Source organism: Pseudomonas fluorescens (genome assembly GCF_902497625.1).
Classification (GTDB): domain Bacteria; phylum Pseudomonadota; class Gammaproteobacteria; order Pseudomonadales; family Pseudomonadaceae; genus Aquipseudomonas; species Aquipseudomonas fluorescens_BQ.
On sequence record NZ_CABVGX010000003.1, the window covers coordinates 116,772 to 139,914 of the forward strand.

Here is a 23,143-nt window from a genome sequence, read left to right on the forward strand (position 1 = left end):
ACACCGCCGTCCACTGTAGGAATGAGCCTGCTGGCGATGGCGCCGGCACCTTCAAGCCAAATGTGTCAGTCCAACCGCTTTCGCGAGCAGGCTCGCTCCCACAGGGTTCGATTCACTTGCACCGCTTATTCGAAGAGCGCATCCAGCGCCTGCTCCAGCCGCGTCACCGCAATAATCTGCAAACCCGGCGGCGCCTCCTTTGGCGCATTGCCCTTGGGCACAATGGCGCGCTTGAAGCCGTGCTTGGCGGCTTCTTTCAGACGCTCCTGGCCGCTCGGCACCGGGCGCACCTCGCCGGACAAACCGACCTCACCGAACACCAGCAAATCATGGGGCAACGGCCGGTTGCGTAAACTGGACATGACCGCCGCCATAAGCGCCAGATCGGATGCCGTTTCCAATACCTTCACACCACCGACCACGTTGAGAAATACGTCCTGATCGTGCGTCGGAATGCCGCCGTGACGATGCAGCACCGCCAAAAGCATCGCCAGACGATTCTGATCCAGCCCCAGGGTGACCCGACGCGGATTGGCCAGATGACTGTCATCGACCAATGCCTGAACCTCCACCAGCATCGGCCGCGTCCCTTCCCACGTCGCCATGACCACGCTACCCGGCACTTCTTCCTGCGCTCGGGTCAGAAAAATCGCCGAGGGGTTGGAGACTTCTTTCAAACCCTTGTCGGTCATACCGAACACGCCCAGTTCGTTGACCGCACCGAACCGGTTCTTTACCGCCCTCAACAGACGTAGGCGCCCATCGGACTCGCCTTCGAAATACAGCACCGTATCGACCATATGCTCCAACACGCGCGGCCCGGCCAATGCACCTTCTTTAGTGACGTGGCCGACCAGAAAGATGGCCGTGCCGCTCTGCTTGGCGTAACGCACCAGCAGCGCAGCACTCTCCCGAACCTGGGACACGCCGCCCGGAGCCGATTGCAATTGTTCGGTAAAAATCGTCTGGATCGAATCGATGACCATGACCTTGGGCTTTTCAACCCGGGCCGTGGCGATGATGGTTTCGATACAGGTTTCGGTCATGACCCGCAGCTGGTCCTGCGGCAAGCCGAGACGTCGGGCACGCATGGCCACTTGCTGCTGGGATTCTTCGCCGGTGACGTAAAGCGCCGGCATCGTCTTAGCCAGGTTGCACAAGGTCTGCAGCAGGATGGTCGACTTGCCGATACCGGGATCACCGCCGATCAATACCACCGAGCCGTCCACCAAGCCGCCGCCCAGCACCCGGTCAAGCTCGCTGGAGGCCGTGGAAAACCGCGGAATTTCTTCGACACTGACTTCGGCCAGCGTCTTGATTTGCGCCTGTTGACCGGTCCAGCCGGTGCGTCCACTCGGAGCCGCGGGGGCACCGCTTTCGATCATGGTTTCGGTGAGCGTATTCCAGGCCCCGCACTCGCCGCACTGGCCCGCCCACTTGGGAAAAGTCGAACCGCACTCGGTGCAGCCGTACATGCGCTTGGCCTTGGCCATCTGAACTCCCGGCAAAAGCGCGATGATAGCTCAGCCCAACGGAATCGGTGCAGCCCAGTCGGCAGACTGCCCGGGACAGGTTCCCCCGAATGCCGACACGGGGATAAACTTTTCAGCGCTGATCCGGTCGACTGCTAGCTAACGATGTGAGCAGTTGTTTCGGGCAAGACCTGTTTTGCTGATTTACACTGCCTTACCAAACTCATCTGTAACGGGAATAACCTTATGGGCGTGATAAGCGAGTTCAAGGCCTTCGCGGTCAAAGGCAACGTGGTCGACATGGCCGTCGGTATCATCATCGGCGCCGCGTTCGGCAAGATAGTTTCGTCGTTTGTCGGTGACGTGGTCATGCCACCTCTCGGCCTGCTGATTGGTGGAGTGGACTTCAGCGATCTGGCGATTACCCTCAAGGCAGCCTCGGGCGATGCGCCTGCAGTTGTATTGGCTTACGGCAAATTCATCCAGACAACCATCGACTTCATCATTGTCGCGTTCGCGATCTTCATGGGTGTGAAAGGTATCAACCGTCTGAAGCGTGAAGAAGCCGTCGCGCCAACACTGCCACCAGTGCCAACCAAAGAAGAAGTGCTGCTGGGCGAGATACGCGATCTGCTGAAAGCTCAAAATAACCAGCCACCACAGATATAATGAGGCTTGCCAAAACAGGCGCTCTCCCGGGCGCCTGTTTTTACCAGTAAGTTTCTACCGCCACCTGCCCCGGCCGCCGACTCAGGCTCAGATTCAAGCCTCGCTGTTTGAGTATCTTTCGCGTGTCATCAATCATTTGCGGATTACCGCACAACATGACGCGGGAGTGTTCTGGTGTGAGCGGCACGCCGGCTACGCGTTCGAGCTCGCCATCTTTAATCAGAGAGGTAATTCGGCCGCTCAAGGTGCCCGGCCGCACTTCGCGGGTGATCGTCGCGATGAATTGCAGCTTGTGCGCGTGCTCGGCCAGGTAGTCACGCTCTGCCAACCCGGTGATCAGGTCCTGATAGGCCAGCTCCCGACTTTCACGCACGCTATAAACCAGAATGATGCGCTCGAATTTCTCCCAGACTTCGAAGTCCTGCAAAATCGAGAGAAATGGTGCCACGCCTGTTCCGGTCGATAATAACCAGAGATCGCGCCCATCGGCAAAGCGGTCCAGCGTCAGATAACCGAAAGCCTGACGGTCGACCAGCAGTGTATCGCCGACCTCAAGCCGGTGCAGTTCACTGGTGAACTCTCCCCCAGGCACCACAATGGAAAAAAATTCGAGAAATTCGTCATAAGGTGACGAAACCATGGAATAGGCGCGCCAGACAGTGCTGCCGTCTGGTTTGGCGACGCCCAGCCGGGCAAACTGCCCTGCGCGAAAGCGAAAGCCGGGATCGCGGGTCGTGCGCAGGGTAAATAGGCCAGGCGTCAACGGTCGAACGTCGGTCAAAGTCTGGCAGGTGAATTTATCGACGCTGGCCGTCATGGGGCGCTCCTCTTATGGAAGACAGGCAGTGTCCCGCAAATCATCCTGGCTAAACACCGGTTTTTTGTAATGTCTTTAATTCCTGTACAAACACACTATTCGCAAACTAATTTCCAGTTATTACCCAGCTCAGGAGTTCCGAATATATAAATATTACATCAGCCATCTAAATAATTACGATCGAACCCAGTGCGCTGTTAGAGATAAATATCTAAATTTTAATGACAAAAAAGTCAGTGGAAAAAATTCACCATTTTGTGGGAAGGGTCCTACACTGACCTCTCGCCGGTGTAGATCAAATCCCCGGCATGCCGGGCAATGGATGATGGAGATGGAGATGGAGATGGAGATGGAGATGGATGATGGAACAATGGAAAGAATCCCAGTTGAAAAAATTTTCGAGTATTACGGAGATCGATTGTGCCTAACTGGGTGCAGTGGCTTTCGCCAACCACATCGGATTCAATTACTTCGCATTTTCAACCACTTACTTCACCAGCAATAATCAGTCAAAGGCAGTCCAATTCAATAACTACCCGACCCGTTGGAATCTCGAATATGAACAGGATGAAATGTCTTTCAGAGCGCGAGGTCGACGTTCTTAACCTGGCCGCAGCCGACAAAACTGCCGAGGAGAGTGCCCGGATTCTTAACCTGAGCCCGCGCACCATTCATTTCCATATTCAGAGTGCTATCGACAAGTTCGGCGTCAGCAACAAGATTTCGGCGATCGTTGCGGCGATGAAAGCCGGCCTCCTGGATGACGCCTCGACGCGCTGTCGGGTAAAAACCTGCGGGTAATGTGCGAGAAAAAAAAGTACCATTTGCGGTCCTTCCCGAGTGATGGCGTGTGAACCTTTACGTCGCAGTGCACTTGGACCGTCTCGCCCGCCATACTGCCTCCAGGCTGCGGGATACCCGTTGATTACCAGAGCTCCCCGCCCCATGCCTTTGCTCGAAACACCTTTCGCCAGCCTCGACCTCATTCGCCAGCCTGAACAGCAGAACGAGCCTTTGCAGGCGTTTGATGCGGCAGACGAATACCTGCTCGCTCACCTGGCCGAGCAAAACCCGAGCACAGACTTGCGCGTGCTGGTGCTCAACGACAGTTTTGGTGCATTGGCGGTGAGCCTGTCGGGCAAGGTTCGGGTGGCCAGCAGTGGCGATTCCTTTCTGGCGTTGCAAGGACTGGAAAAAAATCTGCTACGCAACGGATTGCCATTCGACGCGGTGCCGCACATGCCCGCCAGCGGAGCCATCATCGGTCCGTTCGATCGGGTATTGATTCGAGTACCGAAAACCCTGGCGCTGCTGGAGGAGCAGTTGATTCGCCTCCAGGGCCAATTGGCACCCGGCGCCCAAGTGATCGCGGCGGCCATGGTCAAGCACCTGCCACGGGCTGCTGGCGATTTGCTGGAACGCTACATCGGCCCCGTCCAAGCCTCTCTTGCAGTGAAAAAAGCTCGCCTGTTGATTGCCACGGTTGAGGCGAAGGCACCCGTCGTTTCGCCCTACCCCACTCGTTACACACTCGATTCGCCATCGATTGAATTGCTCAACCATGCCAACGTGTTTTGTCGTGAAGGGCTGGACATCGGCACACGAGCCTTTCTCCCGCACCTGCCGCGCAACCTTGGCAAGGCGCGAGTCGCCGACCTCGGTTGCGGCAATGGCGTATTGGCCATCGCCAGCGCGCTGCAAAACCCCGAGGCGCATTACACGCTGGTCGATGAGTCATTCATGGCGGTGCAATCCGCTCTCGAGAACTGGCAGGCTGCATTGGGTGATCGGGACGTGACCGTGCGCGCCGGAGACGGCCTGGCCGGTCAGGAAGCGCAATCGCTGGACGTCGTGCTGTGCAACCCGCCGTTTCATCAGCAACAAGTGGTGGGTGACTTCCTCGCATGGCGCATGTTCCAGCAAGCCCGCGAAGCGCTGGTGGTGGGCGGTGCGTTATACATCGTCGGCAACCGCCACCTGGGTTACCACAGCAAACTGGCGCGGTTGTTCCGTGGCGTCGAGCAAGTAGCCGCCACGCCCAAGTTCGTGATTCTGAAGGCGCGCAAGTAATCAAAGGCACAAAACCCTCCATCAGGAGGGTTTGAGGACCGTGCCACAAAGCACAGATCGGGGAACATCAAAGTGTTTCAGTGCGTGCTCAGGCCCGCAGCATTCATGAACATACGCATCAGACTGGCGACGATGAACAGCGCTACCACGCTGCCGGTCCAGATCATCGCCAACCATCCAAGCCGCTGCCAAAGCGGCTTTTTTTCCGCCTCCTGGATGTCGTGCAGAGAAGGTTTGTTAGACATCTCGTTCATTCCTCTTCAAAGGTCGTTGGCGCCCTCGGGACGCCATCGCGAGCAGGCTCGCTCCCACAGGTCGGCTAGTGATAACCATCTTCATGGGTAACCTTGCCGCGGAACACGTAGTAGCTCCAGAAGGTATAGCCGAGAATGAACGGGATAATGAACAGCGTCCCCACCAGCATGAAACCCTGGCTCTGCGGCGGTGCTGCAGCATCCCAGATCGAGATGGACGGTGGCACGATGTTCGGCCACAGACTGATGCCAAGACCGCTGTAGCCAAGGAAGATCAGCACCAACGTCAAGAGGAACGGCGTGTAATTGGCATGGCGCGCCACAGCGCGCAGCAGACCATACATCGTCACCAAAACCAGAATCGGCACCGGCAGGAACCAGAAGAGGTTTGGCAGGGTGAACCAGCGAGCAGCGATATCCGCGTGCGTCAGCGGCGTCCAGATACTGACGATACCGATGACTGCCAGCACCACAAACGCCAAAGGCCTGGCGATATCGTGCATCTGCTTCTGCAATTTGCCTTCGGTTTTCATGATCAACCAGGTGCAACCCAGCAAGGCGTAGGCAACCACTAAAGCCAAGCCGCAAAACAGTGTGAACGGCGTCAGCCAAGCTAGGGAGCCTCCGACGAATTGCCGGTTGGCCACCTCGAATCCGTCGATGAACGCGCCCAACGCAACACCCTGAAAGAACGTCGCCGCAATCGACCCGCCGATGAATGCCTTGTCCCACAAGTGGCGCTTTTCGTCCTTCGCCTTGAAGCGGAACTCGAACGCTACACCGCGAAAGATCAAACCCATCAGCATGAAAATCAGCGGTAGGTACAACGCCGAAAGCACGACCGAATAAGCCAGCGGAAACGCGCCGAACAACGCAGCGCCGCCCAGCACCAGCCAGGTTTCATTGCCGTCCCAGACCGGCGCCACCGTATTCATCATCACGTCCCGGTCGGTTTTGCCTTTGACGAACGGGAAAAGAATCCCGATGCCCAGGTCAAAACCGTCCATGACCACGTACATCATGATGCCGAAGATAATAATAACGGCCCAGATCAGCGGAAGATCGATACCCATTATTCAATTCTCCTTGGTCAGGTGGGTACGGTCGTCCGCGTCGCCTACCCCATTATCTTCATCGGCAGCGGACAGTGGACGTGCAGGCGTACGTTTCTGGCCCGGACCGCCATCATTGGTTTCCTTGCCTTCATCAGTGACCGGACCTTTGCGCACCAGGCGCATCATGTAGCTCAGACCGGCGCCGAACAGTGCAAAATAGACCACCACAAACATGATCAGGGTGATGCTCATCTGCATGAAACTGTGCCCGGATGACGCATCGGCCGTGCGCATCAACCCGTAAACCACCCACGGCTGTCGACCAATTTCGGTGGTAAACCAGCCAGCGAGAATTGCGATCAACCCGGACGGCCCCATCCACAGGGCCAGATAAAGGAAGGGCCGCGAGGTGTAAAGCGCGTCACTTTTGCGCAGCCATAGGCTCCACAAACCGGTGAAGATCATCAGCATGCCCAGGCCGACCATAATCCGGAACGACCAGAAAACGATCGTCGAGTTCGGCCGGTCTTCCGGTGGGAAGTCTTTGAGCGCCGGCACCTGTTTGTCCAGCGAGTGGGTCAGGATCAAGCTGCCCAGGTACGGAATCTCGACGGCAAATTTTGTCCGCTCTTCCTTCATATCGGGCCAGCCGAACAGGATCAACGGGGTCGGTTCGTCGCCGTGATTTTCCCAGTGGCCTTCGATTGCAGCGATTTTTGCCGGTTGATGCTTGAGCGTGTTGAGGCCGTGGAAGTCGCCGATTACCGCCTGAATAGGCGCTACGAGGAGGGCCATCCACATGGCCATCGACAGCATGGTGCGGATCGCCGGGTTGTCACGACCGCGCAGCAAGTGCCAGGCCGCCGAGGAACCTACGAAGAATGCCGTCGCCACGAACGCCGCAGTTGCCATGTGCGCCAGGCGGTACGGGAACGATGGGTTGAAGATCACCGCAAACCAGTCAGTCGGGATGACCTGGCCATTGATGATCTCGAAGCCCTGCGGGGTTTGCATCCAGCTGTTCGACGCGAGAATCCAGAAGGTCGAAATCAGCGTGCCAATCGCGACCATGACGGTGGAGAAGAAGTGCAGGTTGCGCCCCACCTTGTTCCAGCCAAATAGCATGACGCCGAGGAAACCGGCTTCGAGGAAGAAGGCAGTCAGCACCTCGTATGTCAACAAGGGCCCCGTCACGGCGCCGGCAAAGTCAGAGAAGCGGCTCCAGTTGGTGCCGAATTGATAGGCCATCACCAGCCCTGAAACCACACCCATGCCGAAGTTGACTGCAAAAATCTTCGACCAGAAGTGATACAGGTCACGATAGGTGTTGTTGTTGGTTTTCAGCCACAAACCTTCAAGTACCGCCAGGTAACTCGCCAGACCAATGGTGATGGCCGGGAACAGGATGTGGAACGAGATGGTGAACGCGAACTGAATTCGGGCGAGATCGAGCGCCTCCAAACCGAACATAAATCTTCCTCTGTCAGGTAATACCGGCTGAAGGCTTGTGGCCTGCACCCACTGCCCCCACGGATATGGAGTGTGGCGAATATGAATTCGTTCTTTTTTTACCAACATCACAACGCGGGGAGTCTGGCCGATTGGCCGCCGGATCAAATTCCTGTGCGGTTTTGATCTGGATCAAGCAACCATGAAAGAGTAGTCCCAAATTCGACGATGGGCGGTGTGGTCTATTGCCGCGTGACAGGTTGCCTCATCAACGGGGATGCACCTAGGTAGCAGCTGCCGAAGGCTGCGTCCGACGTAGCAGCTGCCGAAGGCTGCGTCCGACGTAGCAGCTGCCGAAGGCTGCGTTCGGTAGCGGTGTTTCAACCAGTCGAGCGATATCTGGGGCGACTGCTTCGCAGCCGGACGTCCGAACGCGGCCCGAGCCTTCGGCAGCTGCTACACAAGCAGAACAGCCTTCGGCGTTTGGTCATCAAATGCGCTGCGCTCGCAACTTCTGGTTACAGGTTGGTGATAATGTCGCCCTTTCCTTCATTCAGATTGAACACCGATGCCCAGCCAAGCGCCGCTGCTGTTACGTCATCACCGCCCATTTATCGCGTTCTGGCTGGCCAGGGTATTCACCGCCAGCGGCTTTCAAATGCTCACGGTCGCCATTGGCTGGAACCTTTATCAGCTGACCGGCAACGTGCTCGACCTCGGTCTGGTCGGCCTGGTCGAATTTGCCCCGCGCGTGCTGTTCATGTTGCACACCGGGCATGTGGCCGACCGTTACGACCGGCGCAAGGTCGCCGCCATCTGCCAGTCGCTGCAAGCCTTGATCGCCCTGTCGCTGGTGATCGGCAGCGCGACCGATAACGTCACGCGTGAAATGATCTTCATCCTCGCCTTCCTGCTGGGTGCCGCGCGATCGTTCGAGATGCCGACTACGCAGGCCCTGTTACCGAGCATCGTGCCCAAAGCGCTGTTCCCTCGCGCAGTGGCTGCCGCGCAGTCGGCGCAGCAATCGGCAACCATCGTAGCCCCGGCAATTGGTGGTTTGCTCTATGCCTTTGGCAGCGTCTGGGTGTACGGCCCGACGGTGATTCTCTACGTGATTGCCTGCCTGTTGATGCTCAACCTGCCCGCGCGACAGACACCGCTGAACAAGGGCAAAGCAACTCTGGACTCGCTGCTGGCTGGCATCCGTTTCATCCGCAGCCGCCCGGACATTCTCGGGGCAATTTCCCTCGACCTGTTTGCCGTGTTGCTCGGCGGTGCGACGGCGCTGCTGCCGGTGTTCGCCAAGGATATTCTACTGACCGGGCCGTGGGGCTTAGGCCTTTTGCGTTCGGCACCGGCCGTTGGCGCGCTGCTGATGTCACTGTGGCTGGCGCGTTTCGCAGTGGATCGAAAGGTGGGTCGGGTGATGTTCACCGCCGTCGGCGTGTTTGGCGTCGCGACGATCGCCTTCGGCCTGTCAACGTCGTTCTGGTTTTCTCTGGCGGTGCTGGTGGTGCTGGGGGCGGCAGACATGATCAGCATGGTGATCCGCGCCTCGTTTGTGCAACTGGAAACCCCGGACGAAATGCGCGGCCGGGTCAGCGCCGTGAACGGGCTGTTCATCGGCGCTTCCAATCAATTGGGCGAATTTGAATCGGGCGTGACCGCGCACTGGTTCGGCACGGTCCCGGCGGTGGTGATGGGCGGCATCGGCACGCTGGTGGTTACCGGAGTCTGGATCAAATTGTTCCCGACCCTGGCCAACCGCGACCGCATGCACGAGCCGCTCGAGGAAGTAAAAGCCTAAAGCAGCTTATCCAGTGTGATAGGGAAGTCCCGCACCCGTTTGCCGGTAGCGTGATAGATCGCATTGGCCACCGCTGCCGCTACCCCGACGATGCCGATTTCGCCAACACCTTTGGAACCCAGGGCATTGACGATTTCGTCGTGTTCTTCGACGAACAGCACATCGATGTCGCCAATGTCCGCGTTCACCGGGATGTGGTACTCGGCCAGGCTGTGGTTCATGTGACGGCCCAGCGTGTGGTCGGTCTGCGTTTCTTCGTGTAGCGCCATACCAATGCCCCAGACGACACCGCCGAGAATCTGGCTGCGCGCCATCTTCGGATTGACCACCCGGCCCGCCGCGATCGCACTGACCACCCGGTTAACCTTCACCGTGCCCAAGTGCTCATCCACCAATACCTCGACGAACACCGCCGAATGGGTGGCCGTGGCATAGGCTTCGCGCTTCTTGTCCGGTTCGGCATCGACCTGCGCCTCCAGCTTTTCTTCCCCGCTGTTGCGGGCAAGCTCGGCCAGGGCGATGCTCGCGTCTGCGAAAGTCAGCATGCCGTCTTCGAACACTGCTTGTTCCGAGGTCACAGCGCTGAAGGCCGGCACAGTTTGCCGCGCCACTGCCAGCAACTTCTCCTTCAACGCTTCGCAGGCCTGCTGCACCGCCGTGCCGACCGAAGACACGGTAAACGACCCGCCCTGCAACGGCGCCGTTGGCAGCGAGGAATCGCCGAGGACAAAGGTGACGTCTTCGACGGCAATGCCTGACGCTTGCGCGGCGATTTGCGTCATCACCGTGTAAGTTCCTGTGCCGATGTCCGTCGTCGCGCTGCTGACGGTCAGTTTGCCATGCTGATCAAGACTGGCCTTGGCACTGGCCTTTTGTTGCATGGCCTCCCAAACGCCGCCGGCCATGCCCCAGCCAACCAGCTGATGGCCCTGACGCATGCTGCGCGGTTCAGGGTCACGCTGATCCCAGCCGAAGCGCTTGGCGCCTTGGGCATAGCACTCACGTAGCTCTTTGCTGGAATAGGGTTTGTCTTCGTTCTGATTGCGCTCGGCATAATTGACCAGGCGCAACTGCACCGGATCAATCGCCAAGGCACAGGCCAGTTCGTCCATGGCGCATTCCAGACCGATCAAGCCCAACGCTGCGCCCGGGGCGCGCATGTCCAAAGGCGTGAACACGTCCAGCGGCACCAGTTTGTAAGTCAATTGCACGTTGTCGCAGTGGTAAAGCATGCCGCTCCACTCCACCACGTGCTCGGTAAAATCTTCAAAACGAGAAGTCTGGCCGATAGCCGTATGACCGACCGCGAGCAAGCGACCATTGGCAGCCGCGCCCAATTGCAGACGCTGCAGCGTGCGAGGGCGATAGCCGAACGTAAACATCTGCTGGCGCGTCAGCGTTACACGCACCGAACGCTTCAGATGCAACGCCGCCATCACCGCCAGCGGCAGTTGATATTGCGGACGTAAGCCTGATCCGAATGCGCCACCGACATAGGCAGCGAAAATCCTCACCTGCTCTTTCTCCAGACCGAAGACTTTCTGCACGTAGGACTGACAATTCTGCGGGCCTTGGGTCTTGTCGTGGATATGCAAACTGCCATCCGCTTGAAACAGCACGGTACTGGCGTGCGGCTCCATTGGATTGTGGTGTTCGATCGGCGTGCTGTAATTCAGATCGAGACTCAACGCCGCGCCGGCAAACTCGGCCGGAAAATTCCCACGGGGCTTGGGCAGTTCGGCCGGGGCCGGATGGGCTTCGTCCTGCAGCGCCAATAGATCGGTCTGATGTGACTCGCTTTCGTAATCGATCTTTACCAACGAGCCGGCATAGCGCGCCAGCTCGAGATTGTCAGCCACTACCAGCGCCAGCGGTTGACCGCTGTACAGCACGCGGTCGTTGTACAGCGGACGGAATGGCGAACCTTCGGCCGAATCAGCGTCGTCGTAGCTTTCATCGTAACTGGCGATTTTCGGCCGGTTGGTGTGATCAATCACGGCGATGACGCCTGGCAGAGCCAGCGCCTGCGAGGCATCAATGCTGAGCACGCGCCCGCTAGCGATCGAGCTGGAGACAACGCTGCCGTGAAGCAGGCCTTCCTCGGGATACTCACCGGCATAGCGAGCCTGACCGGTGACTTTCAAGTGGCCGTCGACCCTGTCCAGCGGCTGGCCCATTGGTTTTGTGAAGGTATTCATCAGGCGTGCCCTCCCAGCGCGGCTTCGCTCAGGGCGCGGACGATAGCCCGGCGCGCCAGTTTCACTTTGAAAGCGTTGTGCTCTAGCGGTTCGGCGTTTTGTAGCAACGCATCGGCAGCGGCGGCGAAGGTTTCTTCACTGACCGGTTTGCCCACCAGCCACTTTTCCACATCCATGTCGCGCCACGGTTTGTGCGCCACGCCGCCCAGTGCCAATCGCGCCTTACCGATGACCGACCCGCTGATGTCCAGCGCAGCGGCCACCGAGACCAGCGCGAACGCGTAAGACGCCCGGTCGCGAATTTTCAGGTAATGGCTGTTTTCGGCAAAGCCTGCGGCAGGCAATTCGACGGCGGTGATCAGCTCGTCATCGGCCAACTGGTTATCGCGCTCCGGCGAATCACCCGGCAAGCGATGGAAGTCGGCGAAGGCGATGCTGCGCGTGCCATTACGACCCTGCACATGAACCACCGCGTCCAGCGCGGCCAGCGCCACACACATGTCGGACGGATGAGTGGCAACGCATTGCGCACTCGCACCGAGGATGGCGTGGATCCGGTTCAGCCCGTCCCGCGCCGGGCAACCGCTGCCCGGTTCGCGCTTGTTGCAGGGCACGTTGGCATCGTAGAAGTAATAGCAGCGCGTGCGTTGCAGCAAATTGCCGCCGGTGCTGGCCATGTTGCGCAGTTGCGGCGAGGCGCCGGCCAGGATCGCTTGCGACAGCAATGGGTAACGCTGTTCGATCAACGGGTGCCAGGCGAGATCGGCGTTGCTCACCAGAGCGCCGATCATCACACCGCCGCTGTCCGTCTCCGCCACTTCCCGCAACGGCAGCCCGGTGATGTCGATCAGATGCTCAGGGCGACTGATATTTTCTTTCATCAAATCCAGCAGGTTGGTCCCGCCAGCGATGAATCGCGACGCGGGCCCGGCGAGATCAACGGCGCTCTGCACCGAATCCGGTTTGCTGTACTGAAAGGGATTCATTGCTCACCTCCTTGCCCGGCGCGTTGACGGCAGGCAGGAAGCGCCTCTTCGATGGCATCGCGAATATTGCTGTAGGCCCCACAGCGGCACAGGTTGCCGCTCATCAATTCCTTGATCTGCTCGGTGGTCTGCGCCCTTCCCTCGTTGGCCAGGCCAACTGCGGAACAAATCTGCCCGGGAGTGCAATAACCGCACTGGAAGGCGTCGTGTTTGATAAAGGCCTGTTGCATTGGATGCAGTTGATCACCGTCCGCCAACCCTTCAACCGTGGTCAGTTCAGCACCGTCACACATCACCGCCAGCGTCAGGCAGGCGTTTACGCGCTTGCCGTTGAGCAATACCGTGCAGGCGCCGCACTGGCCGTGGTCACAGCCTTTCTTGGTGCCGATCAGGTCAAGTTGCTCGCGCAGCAGGTCGAGCAATGTAGTCCAAGGCAAGACATCGAGCTGACGTTCCTGACCATTAAGCGTCAGTTTCAGCGGGTGGCGGACGAACGCCGGTTGTGCCACGTCGGGAGTGGTCACGCTCATAAACACCTCACGGTTGGTCATATGTTCGCGGCGTTTTGGCAAACCGCCGTCATAAGGGGTACGACTTCGTGGTTTTGTGAGCGTTCAAGGGGATTGATGGGCGATACAGATCTCGGAACGGCTCCAAGCATGTTTTTACCGACAAAGTGCGGTACATAAATAACGCATCAAGTGTAATGTATCGCCTTACACTCCCATGCATGATCAAATCGGTTAAGCACAAAGGCCTTCGTGCCTTTTACGAAACGGGTTCAACGCGGGGAATCCGCGCCGACCATGTCAAGCGCCTGTCTCGAATGCTGCAGTTCATGGACTGTGCACAGGTGCCAGACGACATTGATCTGCCGGGATGGCGACTGCATCCGCTCAAAGGCGAACTGACTGAGTATTGGTCACTGAGTGTTTCGGGAAACTGGCGAGTTATTTTTCGATTTATCGGTTCGGATATCGAGTTGGTCGACTATCTGGACTACCACTGACAGGAGGCTGGCTATGCCCTTGCACAACCCGCCACATCCCGGCGAAACCTTATTGATAGACGTAATACCTGAGCTGGGTATTAGCGTTACTGAGCTGGCCCGTCATTTAGGGTTTGCGCGCCCGCATCTCTCGCGTGTATTGCACGGTCATGCGCCGATAAGCCCCGACCTGGCGGTGCGTCTGGAGCGTGCAGGCATCGGCAAGGCGAGGATGTGGCTAGGCGTTCAGACCGATTACGACCTGTGGCAGGCAGAGCACCGTGAGCAACCGATCATCAAACCGATCGCTGTCCACGCCTGACACTTGTTATACCGGCAACCCCGCCGCAACCGTCGTCCGCGTGGCCTTGCCGCACAATTGCTCGACCAGCGTCAGGGCAAAATCCAGGGCTGCGCCGGAGCCTTGCGCGGTGATGCAGTTGCCATCGACCACCACTGGTTGGTCGACGAAACTGCAGCCTGAAAGTTGATGACTGGTGCTCGGCAGACAGGTCATGCGGCGCTGACGCAATACGCCAGCGGCTTGCAGCGCCAGCGCGGGAGCTTCGGCGATGCCGGCGAACAGACGCCCGGCCGCCGCTTGATCCTTGATCAGTTGCTGCAAAGGTTGATGGGCCGCCAGATGCTGCGCGCCAACGGCACCGCCGGGCAGGACGATCAGGTCGAACGGCTGCGCGAGCAGATCCACCAGCATCGCGTCGGCAGTCAAGCGAGTGCCGCGGGCACAGGTCAACATGCGCCGTCGCTCGATACTGGCGACCACGACTTCCACTTGGGCGCGGCGCAGCACGTCAATCAAGGTCACGGTTTGCAGGTCATCGATGCCCTCGGCGAGGGTAATCAAGGCTCTAAAGGTCATGTGCGAAAGTCCACGGAATGATCTTTAGAGCGTAGTCAGCTTTCCTGACCCTTGTTCGCGCCCGGCCGTTACTTGATGTAAAGCTGCGTCGACATCGTGTTGCCCGGGGCGTTGATCGACGTGTTGCTGAACGTGAACGTGCCTTCCTGTTTGCCCGCCAGATCGAGAACGTACAGATAACCGACGGTTTTCCTGCCGGCCGTGCATTCAGTCAGATTGCCGTTATCAAATGCGCAAACCGGCGTTCGCGTGCCGCTGACTTCGAAACCGTCCAGGCCGATATGGGCCTTTCGGCCGTAGCCGACTTCCAGCACGTAGACCTTGATGTTCGGCCCATTGTGATCGCAGCGCGTGCGTTCCTGTCCGGGTGCAATGTCTTCAAACCCGCAAGCAGGCGATTCGACCTTGAGCACTTTGAGCTGACTCAACGCGGCCGCCGAGGCCGCTGACGCACTTTGTGCGCTCAGCAACAGAGCGATCACCAGACCGAATCCGCCAAACAGACGCTTTTTCATGCACGACCCACTGTTCCAAAAACCAGCGGGCAGTATGGCGCGTTTGGCTTTAACGCAAAACATCGACGACGAACGCAGCCATCAGCAGCCACAGCCCCACGCTGCTGGTATGATGCGCGGCTTTTTCCGACCCACAGAAAATAACAGGCGCGATCAGTGCGCTGTGCTTTGCTGTTGAAGTCGATACATTCACGGCGCCGGGCGCGCCACGGGGAGCAGACATGCTGGAAAGGCTGTTTCAACTCAAGGCACACAACACCAATGTGCGCACCGAGATTCTTGCGGGCGTCACGACTTTCCTGGCCATGGCCTACATCTTGTTCGTCAACCCGAGCATCCTCGGCGAGACCGGCATGGACAAGGGTGCGGTGTTCGTGGCGACGTGCCTGGCAGCCGCCATTGGCTCGGCCGTGATGGGCCTGATCGCCAACTACCCGATCGCCCTCGCGCCGGGCATGGGCCTGAACGCCTTCTTTACTTACACCGTCGTGCTGCACATGGGTCATACCTGGCAAGTGGCGCTGGGCGCGGTGTTTATCTCGGCGGTGCTGTTCTTCCTGTTGTCGATCTTTCGCATCCGCGAATGGATCATCAACAGCATTCCATTGCCGTTGCGCTCGGCGATTGCCGCCGGTATCGGCCTGTTCCTGGCGCTGATTGCCCTGCACAACGCCGGCATCGTGGTCAGCAACCCCGCCACCATGGTCGGCCTCGGTGACTTGAAACAACCTGCGCCGATCCTCGCGACGCTCGGTTTTGCCTTGATCGTTGCGCTGGAAGCCTTGAAGATTCGCGGCGCCGTGCTGATCGGCATCCTGGCCGTGACTACAGTTTCGATCGTGATGGGCTTCACCCCGTTCGGCGGCGTGACGTCGATGCCGCCATCGCTGGCGCCGACCTTCCTGCAACTGGACATCAAAGGCGCGCTGGACATCGGTCTGGTCAGCGTGATTTTCGCTTTCCTGTTCGTCGACCTGTTCGACAACTCTGGCACCCTGATCGGCGTGGCCAAACGCGCCGGTCTGATGGGCAAGGACGGTCACATGCCGAAAATGGGCCGCGCCCTGATCGCCGACAGCACCGCGGCCATGGCCGGCTCGCTGCTGGGCACATCGACCACCACCAGCTATATCGAATCCGCAGCCGGCGTCAGCGCCGGTGGCCGCACGGGTCTGACCGCCATCGTGGTGGCGATTCTGTTCCTGCTGGCGCTGTTCTTCTCGCCATTGGCGGCCAGCGTTCCAGCCTTCGCCACGGCCCCAGCATTGCTGTTCGTCGCGGTATTGATGACTTCCGGCCTGGCCGAAATAGACTGGGACGACATCACCGTTGCCGCACCGGTCGTGGTCACTGCGCTGGCCATGCCGTTCACGTATTCCATCGCCAACGGCATCGCCTTCGGTTTCATCGCCTGGACTGCCATCAAGCTGCTGTCCGGCCGCGCTCGTGAGCTCAATCCGGCGCTGGTGATTCTGTCGATTCTGTTCGTGATCAAGCTGGGTTGGTTCAACGCATGACATTTGATTCTCAGGCTTACGCCGTTCAGCTCGAAGAAAAGGTCACGCGCCTGCGTGATCTGCTGACTCCGTTCGATTCACCCGAGCCAGTGGTCTTTGACTCGCCGCTGAAAAACTTCCGCCTGCGTGCCGAATTCCGCCTGTGGCGCGAGGCCGGCGATCGCCACTACGCGATGTTTTCCCAGGAAGACAAACGTACGCCGATCCTCATCGAAGAATTCCCGATCGCCAGCCTGCGCATCAACGAGCTGATGCCCCGGTTGAAAGCGGCGTGGCAGGCCAGCGCGGCGCTCAGCCACAAGCTGTTTCAGGTGGAGTTTCTGACCACGCTGGCCGGCGATGCGATGATCACGCTGTGCTATCACCGCCCGCTCGATGAGCATTGGCACGTGGCGGCGTCGAAGCTCGCGGCGGACCTGAACGTCAGCATCATCGGTCGCTCCAAGGGCAAGCGCGAAGTAATCGGTCACGACTATGTAGTCGAGCGGCTCGAAGTCGGCGGTCGCACCTTCAGCTATCGCCAACCGGAAGGCGCGTTCACCCAGCCCAACGGCACGGTGAATCAGAAGATGCTCAATTGGGCGTACGAAGCACTGGGCGATCGCACCGATGATTTGCTGGAGCTGTATTGCGGCAACGGCAACTTCACCCTGCCCCTCGCCACTCGCGTGCGCAAAGTGCTGGCGACTGAAATCAGCAAAACCTCAGTCAACGCGGCGCTGAGCAATCTCAGCGAAAACGCTGTGGATAACGTGACCCTGGTGCGCTTGTCTGCCGAAGAGCTGACCGAAGCACTGAACGAAGTGCGTCCTTTCCGCCGCCTGCAGGGCATCGATCTGAAGAGCTATGAGTTTGGCAGCGTCTTCGTCGACCCGCCGCGCGCGGGCATGGACCCGGACACCTGCGAACTGACGCGACGTTTCGATAGCATTCTGTACATTTCCTGCAACCCGGAAACCCTGGCCGCTAACATTGCCCAGTTGCACGACACCCATCGCATCACACGCTGCGCGATGTTCGACCAGTTCCCGTGGACCCATCACATGGAATCCGGAGTGTTGTTGACCCGGCGTTGATTGGCACTGAGTTAGACAAACAGCCGTCACCAGGAAGGCCTGATCAGAGGGTCTGCCTGACCGAAAAGTCCTGCAGGTTTAAACTTGCAGGGCTTTTTTGTGGGGAGCCCGCCAAGCCCGAATTTCCTTGGGAAATCCGACAGTGGACGCTGTCCCGGCCTCCAGGGTTGGCAGCTGATCCTGGAGGCATTGCCTCTGCTCCTGGAAAAAGGGTAAGCATTCCCTTCGCCAATTTGATAAACACATTCCCATGTCCTTTATCTGATCCTTCCGGCGCAATCATCCATGCAGCGAACCTTCGACGATCTTCAGCTCGGCAGCATCGAACTGTTCTGCCTCGCCGCCGAGGCCGGCAGTTTTACCGCTGCGGCGCTGGTGGCAGGGGTGACGCCGGCTGCCGTAAGCCGCTCGGTCTCACGCATGGAAGAACGCCTTGGCGTGCGGCTGTTCGCGCGCACCACTCGCAGCGTGAAACTGACCGACAGCGGTCGGCGTTATTACGAAGAGTGTCGCCAGGCGCTGGCGCAACTGGTCGAAGCGCAACGCGAAATCATGGGGCAGCAACAAGAGCCTTCAGGGACGCTGCGCATCAGTATTCCAACGACTTACGGCCATCACCGGATCCTTCCGTTGTTGCCGGCGTTTCGCGAGCGCTTCCCGCAGGTAAAAGTCGAGTCGCACATCAGCAACCGCAACATCGATTTCGTCGGCGAAGGCTACGACATCGCCATTCGCGTGCGGGCGATTCCGGATTCCGGGCTGATAGCGCGGCACCTCGAAGATGCCGCGCTGGTGATGATTGCCAGCCCCGACTACCTGAGGCGCGCCGGTGTGCCGCAGGCCCTGGACGACCTTAAACACCACGAATGCATCCAGTACGAGCTGCCCAGTAGCGGTCGGCGGATTGCCTGGTTGTTCAACGACGAAGGCGAACAGCGCGAGATTCTTGCCGAAGGCAATCTCAGTTGCTCCGACGACGTTCTGGGTGGCGTTACGTTGGCAAAACATGGCGCCGGATTGTTTCAGACGTATCGTTTTATCGTGGAGAAGGAATTGGCCGATGGCTCGCTGGTGGAAATTCTCAAACCTTATGGCGGACGCTCGCGCCCGTTCACGCTGCTCTATCCGCAAAGTCGACATATGCCCCTGCGTGTAAGGGCGTTCATCGATTTCCTGGTTGAACAGATACCGCGTTGAATCGCCCATAGCGTCCGATCACCGCACACAAACGCTTGAGGCAACGTCGGTTTGATTGACCAAATTAACCGTCTAGTACAATTTATCTCCACAGGCTGAAATCAAGCCGATTCCAAAAACAATAAACGGAGATATTCACGATGGCCCTTATCGTGCTGGTGCTCAACGGCCTGCAAAGGCACCCCTCATGAATCGCAATACAACCATCCTGGCCGGGCTGATCGGCGCCGGCATACAGGCCTCGCGCACCCCGGCATTGCACGAGCGCGAAGGCGACGCACAGGGTTTGCGTTACCTCTATCGCCTGATCGACCTCGATCAACTGAAGCTCGACAGCGCCTCCCTGCCCGACCTTTTGCTGGCCGCCGAGCGCATGGACTTCACCGGTCTCAACATCACATTTCCCTGCAAACAGGCGATCATCCCGTTGCTCGATGAACTGTCGCCGGAGTCGCAGGGCATTGGTGCGGTGAACACCGTGGTACTCAAAAATGGCAAGCGCATCGGCCACAACACCGATTGTCTGGGTTTCGCTGAGGGTTTTCGGCGCGGGTTACCGGGCGTTGCCGTGGAGCGTGTCGTCCAGATGGGCGCCGGTGGTGCCGGTGCGGCGGTGGCCCACGCATTGCTCAGCGAAGGCGTTCAGCTGCTGAGCATTTTTGATGTGGACATCCACCGCGCGCAGAGTCTTGCTGACAACCTCAACCAACATTTCGGCCCAGGGCGGGCCGTGGCAGGGCATGACCTGTCAGGCGCGATGGCTGTGGCCGATGGCCTGGTCAATACCACGCCCATGGGCATGCAGAAATTACCGGGGACGCCGGTGCCTGCCACGTTGTTGCGGGCGCACTTGTGGGTGGCCGAAATCGTTTATTTCCCGCTGGAAACCGAACTGCTGCGCAACGCCCGCGCGTTAGGTTGCCGAACGCTGGACGGCGGCAACATGGCGGTGTTTCAAGCCGTGAAGGCATTCGAATTGTTCAGCGGCGTGGTGCCGGATGCGCAGCGGATGCTCGCGCATTTTCAAAGCATGAATGGCTGAAGGGCATCAAGCCCCCACCCCGCAGGAGCCGGCTTGCTGGCGATGGCCGCCTCAAATCGCTATCGCCAGGGCGCTCAGGCCTGCAGGTATCGCAGCACCGACTCACAAATCATCTCGCGATGACGTTGCTTGATCTGTTCATCGGGTAGATCGATCTGGAAAATCTCGCCCAGCGTGTGGCGGTTCGAGACCCGATAAAAACAGAACGAGGTGATCAGCAGATGCACGTCCAACGGCTCAAGCCCTGCGCGGAACAGACAGGTCTCGACACCGCGACGCAGGATCACGCCCAGTGAATCCAGAATCGTGTTGTTCATCGCCTTGATCGCATCGGAACGCTTTACGTATTCGGCGTTGTGAATGTTTTCAATGCTGACGATACGCACGAAATCGACATTGCGATCGTGGTGATCGAAAGTGAACTCCACCAACCGCCGAATGGCGTCCAGCGGCGCGAGTTCGGCCAGGTGCAGGCGGTTCTCGGTGTTGCGAATATCGCCGTAGAGTTTCTCCAGCACCTCGACGTACAGCTGCTCCTTACTGCCGAAGTAGTAATAAATCATCCGTTTTGAGGTGTGAATGCGCTCGGCGATGGCATCGACGCGCGCACCGGAAAGGCCCTGCTGCACGAACTCCACGATGGCTTCCTGAAGGATGTTCTCGCGGGTCTTTTCCGGATTGTTTTTGCGACTCTTGCGAGGCTCCGCCATGGGAGCCTCGGGCGCTGCGGAGAGTTCTGAAATTATCGTCATTGGGGGCCACGGCCATCACTGCACAGACTGGCGATTATGGGCCGCACCGCACAGTGAAGGAAGCCGTGCAGCCAGGCTTTCAACTCACGGTTACGAAATACCTACAACTTGGCCTGGCGGATCGCGCCGCTGCGGGATTTGGCCATGGCCGCCAGTCGCACGGCAACGTTGGCTGCGCCATAGCCGGCGTAACCGTTCTTGCGCTGGATAATTTCGAAAAAGAAACGACCTTCAAACGGCTCGGTGTAGACGTGAAACAATTCGCCACCCTGTGCATCGCGGTCGTAAAGCACGTTGAAGTAGGCCAGTTCGCTGAGAAATTCATCATCAAAATCGAAGCGTGCAGCGAGGTCATCGTAATAGTTGAGCGGGATGTCCAGCAGCGGCACGCCGGCTTCCTTGGCCCGGCTGACCTCGGCAAAAATGTCTTCGCAATCGAACGCGATGTGATGCACGCCGGAGCCGCGGTAACTCGACAACGCGTGTGAGATCGCGGTATTGCGGTTCTCGGAAATGTTCAGCGGCAAGCGGATCGAACTGTCCCGACTGCGCAGCGCACGACTTTTCACCAGGCCGTACGGGTCCGGCAGCACCACTTCGTCGTCGGCTTCGAAATCCAGCAAACTCTTGTAGAACAGCACCCAACTGTCGAGGCTGTCGGCCGGCAGCGCCATGGCCATGTGATCAATGCGTTTCAGTCCGCCGCCAGCAGTGGCGCCCGGCTGCAGATTGAAATCCGTGCCGTAGACATCGGCGTGCTGGTCAACCAGATAGATCAGGCTGCCATCCGGCGCACGCACGGCGGCCAGCTCCAGTTCATTGGGGCCGACCAGTCCGCGATACGGCTGCCCCTTATAAGCCACCGCCCGCGCCAACGCGCTCGCACTGTCGGTCACCCGCACCGCCGTTGCACACAACGAAGGGCCATGCGCTTCGAAGAAACTGTGGGCGAACGAATAAGGCTCGGAATTAAGGATCAGGTTGATGTCGCCCTGGCGCATCAGGCTCACGCTCTTGGAGCGATGTTGCCCGGCTTTGACGAAACCCAGCCGCTCCAGCCAGTGGGAAAGTTTCGCGCCGAGGCTTTCGTCTACGGCGAACTCGAGAAACTCGATGCCGTTGTATTCGCTGGCTTTGGGCGTCTCGAACAGAATCTCGGGATTAATCGTCGGTTTGGCTTCTTGCGCCAGTCGCTCGCGGGTTTTTTCTTCGAGGTACAGCAGCGAACGCAAACCGTCAGCCGCGTTAGCCCGGGGCGGTGCAGCGCGGAAGCCGTCGTTGAAGATTTCCAGCGACAGCGGTCCGGTGTAGCCACTTTTGATGATCGGTGCGAGAAACCCCGGCAGATCGAATTCGCCCTGGCCAGGGAAGCAGCGGAAATGTCGGCTCCACTCGAGCACATCCATGGCCAGAATCGGCGCGTCGGCCATCTGCACGAAGAAGATCTTCTCGCCGGGAATCTCGGCGATGGCGCTCGGATCGCCCTTCAGCGACAGCGTGTGAAAACTGTCCAGCAACACCCCGAGATTGGGATGATCAGCCTGACGGACGATGTTCCACACCTGCTGCCAGGTGTTCACATGTCGGCCCCACGCCAAAGCTTCATAGCCAATACGCAAGCCGCGCGCAGCGGCGTGTTCGGCTAGCAGGCGCATGTCGTCGACGAGAATCCGTTCATCTCCGAGGGCGTCGGCCGAAGCGTTGCTGCAAACCAGGACGAGGTCGGTGCCGAGCTCCTGCATCAGATCGAACTTGCGCTCTGCCCGCTCCAGATTGCGCGAGAGTCGATCGCGGCGGCAGCCTTCGAAATCGCGGAAGGGCTGAAACAGCGTAATGGCGATCCCGAGATCGGCGCACATCTGCTTAACTTCTCGCGGGCTGCCGTCGTAGTAGAGAAGGTCGTTCTCGAAAATCTCCACCCCGTCGAAACCGGCGGCGGCGATGGCCTCGAGTTTCTCCGGCAGGGTACCGCTCAAGGAAACGGTGGCAATGGAACGCTGCATGTTTCGACTCCCGGTGGTGGGACATTCTTGTTGGAGGCAATGCCGCTGGCTGTCGCCACTGGAAACCTGTAGCAGCTGGCGCAGCCTGCGTTCGGCTGCGAAGCAGTCGTGAATTCAAGCGCGGCGGTGTTTCAGGTAAACAGTGAGCTCAGGGTTTACGACTGCTTCGCAGCCGAATGCAGGCTTCGCCAGCTGCTACAGGCTTGTCGTTTGTCTTAGGACGAATTATTGGCTGCGGAATTCCACACAGCAATTTAAAGTGTACTACCCAGTTAGTTTTGCGTGCGATTATCGAACACAATGGTCCTTGGCGAATTGACGATTTTTTGTTCACTGCGCACCATCAACCGCACATTGAGTCAGGTCACGAGCAGTGGCCTCAGTGACAAAAGACCC

23 protein-coding genes are annotated in these 23,143 nt (G+C 58.8%); 11 read left to right on the plus strand and 12 right to left on the minus strand.

The features are described 5' to 3' along the window. Positions 1–125: 125 nt before the first annotated feature. Positions 126–1,493 carry a DNA repair protein RadA gene (radA, locus tag F8N12_RS03155; protein WP_150579125.1) on the minus strand — a complete coding sequence of 456 codons (1,368 nt, stop codon included), beginning with the start codon at positions 1,491–1,493 and terminating at the stop codon, positions 126–128. A 225-nt stretch (positions 1,494–1,718) separates the two neighbouring features. On the opposite strand from radA, the gene mscL reads away from it, so the two are divergent. Next, positions 1,719–2,141, plus strand: a complete 423-nt coding sequence (gene mscL, locus F8N12_RS03160) for a large-conductance mechanosensitive channel protein MscL (RefSeq protein WP_150579126.1) — start codon at positions 1,719–1,721, stop codon at positions 2,139–2,141. Positions 2,142–2,181: 40 nt separating this feature from the next. On the opposite strand, the gene F8N12_RS03165 is transcribed toward mscL, so the two are convergent. Further along, entirely contained in the window at positions 2,182–2,958 is a 777-nt protein-coding gene (locus F8N12_RS03165; RefSeq protein ID WP_150579127.1) for a ferredoxin--NADP reductase, read from the minus strand. A gap of 437 nt (positions 2,959–3,395) precedes the next feature. On the opposite strand from F8N12_RS03165, the gene F8N12_RS28085 reads away from it, so the two are divergent. The 3 genes from F8N12_RS28085 to F8N12_RS03175 all read left to right on the plus strand — a co-directional run bounded on the left by F8N12_RS28085 (position 3,396) and on the right by F8N12_RS03175 (position 5,028). After that, positions 3,396–3,563 (plus strand): autoinducer binding domain-containing protein, encoded by a 168-nt coding sequence (locus F8N12_RS28085; RefSeq protein WP_318189646.1) that lies wholly within the window; start codon positions 3,396–3,398, stop codon positions 3,561–3,563. Beyond that, positions 3,517–3,759: a response regulator transcription factor gene (locus F8N12_RS28090; protein ID WP_318189647.1), complete on the plus strand. Its 243-nt coding sequence runs from the start codon at positions 3,517–3,519 to the stop codon at positions 3,757–3,759. Before F8N12_RS28085 ends, F8N12_RS28090 begins: the two co-directional genes overlap by 47 nt. A gap of 144 nt (positions 3,760–3,903) precedes the next feature. Beyond that, a complete protein-coding gene (locus F8N12_RS03175) occupies positions 3,904–5,028 on the plus strand; it encodes a methyltransferase (RefSeq protein WP_150579128.1) in 1,125 nt (374 codons plus the stop codon). A 77-nt stretch (positions 5,029–5,105) separates the two neighbouring features. Here F8N12_RS03175 and F8N12_RS03180 read toward each other — a convergent pair whose 3' ends face one another. The 3 genes from F8N12_RS03180 to F8N12_RS03190 form a co-directional block, all read right to left on the minus strand. Next, a complete protein-coding gene (locus F8N12_RS03180) occupies positions 5,106–5,273 on the minus strand; it encodes a DUF2474 domain-containing protein (protein WP_150579129.1) in 168 nt (55 codons plus the stop codon). Between the two features lie 74 nt (positions 5,274–5,347). After that, positions 5,348–6,355: a cytochrome d ubiquinol oxidase subunit II gene (cydB, locus tag F8N12_RS03185; protein ID WP_150579130.1), complete on the minus strand. Its 1,008-nt coding sequence runs from the start codon at positions 6,353–6,355 to the stop codon at positions 5,348–5,350. A gap of 3 nt (positions 6,356–6,358) precedes the next feature. Next, a complete protein-coding gene (locus tag F8N12_RS03190) occupies positions 6,359–7,807 on the minus strand; it encodes a cytochrome ubiquinol oxidase subunit I (protein WP_150579131.1) in 1,449 nt (482 codons plus the stop codon). Positions 7,808–8,354: 547 nt separating this feature from the next. On the opposite strand from F8N12_RS03190, the gene F8N12_RS03195 reads away from it, so the two are divergent. Then, the gene (locus F8N12_RS03195; RefSeq protein ID WP_150579132.1) at positions 8,355–9,593 is read left to right on the plus strand and encodes an MFS transporter; all 1,239 of its coding nucleotides are present in this window, start codon (positions 8,355–8,357) and stop codon (positions 9,591–9,593) included. Here the strand turns inward: F8N12_RS03195 and F8N12_RS03200 are convergent. Genes F8N12_RS03200 through F8N12_RS03210 form a run of 3 tightly spaced genes read right to left on the minus strand, consistent with a single transcriptional unit; the run spans position 9,590 to position 13,307 of the window. Further along, positions 9,590–11,791, minus strand: coding sequence for a xanthine dehydrogenase family protein molybdopterin-binding subunit (locus tag F8N12_RS03200; RefSeq protein WP_150579133.1), 2,202 nt, complete (start codon positions 11,789–11,791; stop codon positions 9,590–9,592). The two genes, F8N12_RS03195 and F8N12_RS03200, sit on opposite strands and share 4 nt — an antisense overlap. Continuing rightward, positions 11,791–12,777, minus strand: coding sequence for an FAD binding domain-containing protein (locus tag F8N12_RS03205; protein WP_150579134.1), 987 nt, complete (start codon positions 12,775–12,777; stop codon positions 11,791–11,793). Before F8N12_RS03205 ends, F8N12_RS03200 begins: the two co-directional genes overlap by 1 nt. After that, a complete protein-coding gene (locus F8N12_RS03210; protein WP_150579135.1) occupies positions 12,774–13,307 on the minus strand; it encodes a (2Fe-2S)-binding protein in 534 nt (177 codons plus the stop codon). Before F8N12_RS03210 ends, F8N12_RS03205 begins: the two co-directional genes overlap by 4 nt. A 200-nt stretch (positions 13,308–13,507) precedes the next feature. Between F8N12_RS03210 and F8N12_RS03215 the strand changes: the two genes are divergently transcribed. Together F8N12_RS03215 and F8N12_RS03220 are read left to right on the plus strand one after the other, a co-directional pair. Next, on the plus strand, positions 13,508–13,786 hold the full coding sequence (locus F8N12_RS03215; RefSeq protein WP_150579136.1) for a type II toxin-antitoxin system RelE/ParE family toxin: 279 nt from the start codon (positions 13,508–13,510) through the stop codon (positions 13,784–13,786). A 13-nt stretch (positions 13,787–13,799) separates the two neighbouring features. Then, positions 13,800–14,087, plus strand: a complete 288-nt coding sequence (locus F8N12_RS03220) for a HigA family addiction module antitoxin (RefSeq protein WP_150579137.1) — start codon at positions 13,800–13,802, stop codon at positions 14,085–14,087. A gap of 6 nt (positions 14,088–14,093) precedes the next feature. Here F8N12_RS03220 and F8N12_RS03225 read toward each other — a convergent pair whose 3' ends face one another. Together F8N12_RS03225 and F8N12_RS03230 are read right to left on the minus strand one after the other, a co-directional pair. Then, positions 14,094–14,645: a DJ-1 family glyoxalase III gene (locus tag F8N12_RS03225; protein WP_150579138.1), complete on the minus strand. Its 552-nt coding sequence runs from the start codon at positions 14,643–14,645 to the stop codon at positions 14,094–14,096. Positions 14,646–14,713: 68 nt separating this feature from the next. Next, the gene (locus tag F8N12_RS03230) at positions 14,714–15,160 is read right to left on the minus strand and encodes a DUF4879 domain-containing protein (RefSeq protein WP_150579139.1); all 447 of its coding nucleotides are present in this window, start codon (positions 15,158–15,160) and stop codon (positions 14,714–14,716) included. A 221-nt stretch (positions 15,161–15,381) separates the two neighbouring features. Here F8N12_RS03230 and F8N12_RS03235 point away from each other — a divergent pair, with 221 nt between their 5' ends. From F8N12_RS03235 to F8N12_RS03250, 4 genes are all read left to right on the plus strand, one after another. Continuing rightward, a complete protein-coding gene (locus tag F8N12_RS03235) occupies positions 15,382–16,677 on the plus strand; it encodes an NCS2 family permease (RefSeq protein WP_150579140.1) in 1,296 nt (431 codons plus the stop codon). Continuing rightward, entirely contained in the window at positions 16,674–17,753 is a 1,080-nt protein-coding gene (gene trmA, locus F8N12_RS03240; RefSeq protein WP_150579141.1) for a tRNA (uridine(54)-C5)-methyltransferase TrmA, read from the plus strand. Before F8N12_RS03235 ends, trmA begins: the two co-directional genes overlap by 4 nt. A gap of 285 nt (positions 17,754–18,038) precedes the next feature. Continuing rightward, positions 18,039–18,950, plus strand: a complete 912-nt coding sequence (locus F8N12_RS03245; RefSeq protein WP_150579142.1) for a LysR family transcriptional regulator — start codon at positions 18,039–18,041, stop codon at positions 18,948–18,950. Positions 18,951–19,137: 187 nt separating this feature from the next. Beyond that, the gene (locus F8N12_RS03250; RefSeq protein ID WP_150579143.1) at positions 19,138–19,992 is read left to right on the plus strand and encodes a shikimate dehydrogenase; all 855 of its coding nucleotides are present in this window, start codon (positions 19,138–19,140) and stop codon (positions 19,990–19,992) included. Positions 19,993–20,066: 74 nt separating this feature from the next. Here F8N12_RS03250 and F8N12_RS03255 read toward each other — a convergent pair whose 3' ends face one another. Beyond that, complete coding sequence (locus F8N12_RS03255) at positions 20,067–20,744, minus strand: TetR family transcriptional regulator (RefSeq protein ID WP_150579144.1); 678 nt, start codon at positions 20,742–20,744, stop codon at positions 20,067–20,069. Positions 20,745–20,845: 101 nt separating this feature from the next. Then, on the minus strand, positions 20,846–22,747 hold the full coding sequence (gene quiC, locus F8N12_RS03260; RefSeq protein ID WP_150579145.1) for a 3-dehydroshikimate dehydratase QuiC: 1,902 nt from the start codon (positions 22,745–22,747) through the stop codon (positions 20,846–20,848). Between the last annotated feature and the right edge of the window lie 396 nt (positions 22,748–23,143).

Bases quoted from the DNA above. Each gene is read 5' to 3' on its own strand.
- radA (WP_150579125.1), bottom strand. From the start codon at position 1,493: ATGGCCAAGGCCAAGCGCATGTACGGCTGCACCGAGTGCGGTTCGACT.
- mscL (WP_150579126.1), top strand. From the start codon at position 1,719: ATGGGCGTGATAAGCGAGTTCAAGGCCTTCGCGGTCAAAGGCAACGTG.
- F8N12_RS03165 (WP_150579127.1), bottom strand. From the start codon at position 2,958: ATGACGGCCAGCGTCGATAAATTCACCTGCCAGACTTTGACCGACGTT.
- F8N12_RS28090 (WP_318189647.1), top strand. From the start codon at position 3,517: ATGAACAGGATGAAATGTCTTTCAGAGCGCGAGGTCGACGTTCTTAAC.
- F8N12_RS03175 (WP_150579128.1), top strand. From the start codon at position 3,904: ATGCCTTTGCTCGAAACACCTTTCGCCAGCCTCGACCTCATTCGCCAG.
- F8N12_RS03180 (WP_150579129.1), bottom strand. From the start codon at position 5,273: ATGTCTAACAAACCTTCTCTGCACGACATCCAGGAGGCGGAAAAAAAG.
- cydB (WP_150579130.1), bottom strand. From the start codon at position 6,355: ATGGGTATCGATCTTCCGCTGATCTGGGCCGTTATTATTATCTTCGGC.
- F8N12_RS03190 (WP_150579131.1), bottom strand. From the start codon at position 7,807: ATGTTCGGTTTGGAGGCGCTCGATCTCGCCCGAATTCAGTTCGCGTTC.
- F8N12_RS03195 (WP_150579132.1), top strand. From the start codon at position 8,355: ATGCCCAGCCAAGCGCCGCTGCTGTTACGTCATCACCGCCCATTTATC.
- F8N12_RS03200 (WP_150579133.1), bottom strand. From the start codon at position 11,791: ATGAATACCTTCACAAAACCAATGGGCCAGCCGCTGGACAGGGTCGAC.
- F8N12_RS03205 (WP_150579134.1), bottom strand. From the start codon at position 12,777: ATGAATCCCTTTCAGTACAGCAAACCGGATTCGGTGCAGAGCGCCGTT.
- F8N12_RS03210 (WP_150579135.1), bottom strand. From the start codon at position 13,307: ATGAGCGTGACCACTCCCGACGTGGCACAACCGGCGTTCGTCCGCCAC.
- F8N12_RS03215 (WP_150579136.1), top strand. From the start codon at position 13,508: ATGATCAAATCGGTTAAGCACAAAGGCCTTCGTGCCTTTTACGAAACG.
- F8N12_RS03220 (WP_150579137.1), top strand. From the start codon at position 13,800: ATGCCCTTGCACAACCCGCCACATCCCGGCGAAACCTTATTGATAGAC.
- F8N12_RS03225 (WP_150579138.1), bottom strand. From the start codon at position 14,645: ATGACCTTTAGAGCCTTGATTACCCTCGCCGAGGGCATCGATGACCTG.
- F8N12_RS03230 (WP_150579139.1), bottom strand. From the start codon at position 15,160: ATGAAAAAGCGTCTGTTTGGCGGATTCGGTCTGGTGATCGCTCTGTTG.
- F8N12_RS03235 (WP_150579140.1), top strand. From the start codon at position 15,382: ATGCTGGAAAGGCTGTTTCAACTCAAGGCACACAACACCAATGTGCGC.
- trmA (WP_150579141.1), top strand. From the start codon at position 16,674: ATGACATTTGATTCTCAGGCTTACGCCGTTCAGCTCGAAGAAAAGGTC.
- F8N12_RS03245 (WP_150579142.1), top strand. From the start codon at position 18,039: ATGCAGCGAACCTTCGACGATCTTCAGCTCGGCAGCATCGAACTGTTC.
- F8N12_RS03250 (WP_150579143.1), top strand. From the start codon at position 19,138: ATGAATCGCAATACAACCATCCTGGCCGGGCTGATCGGCGCCGGCATA.
- F8N12_RS03255 (WP_150579144.1), bottom strand. From the start codon at position 20,744: ATGACGATAATTTCAGAACTCTCCGCAGCGCCCGAGGCTCCCATGGCG.
- quiC (WP_150579145.1), bottom strand. From the start codon at position 22,747: ATGCAGCGTTCCATTGCCACCGTTTCCTTGAGCGGTACCCTGCCGGAG.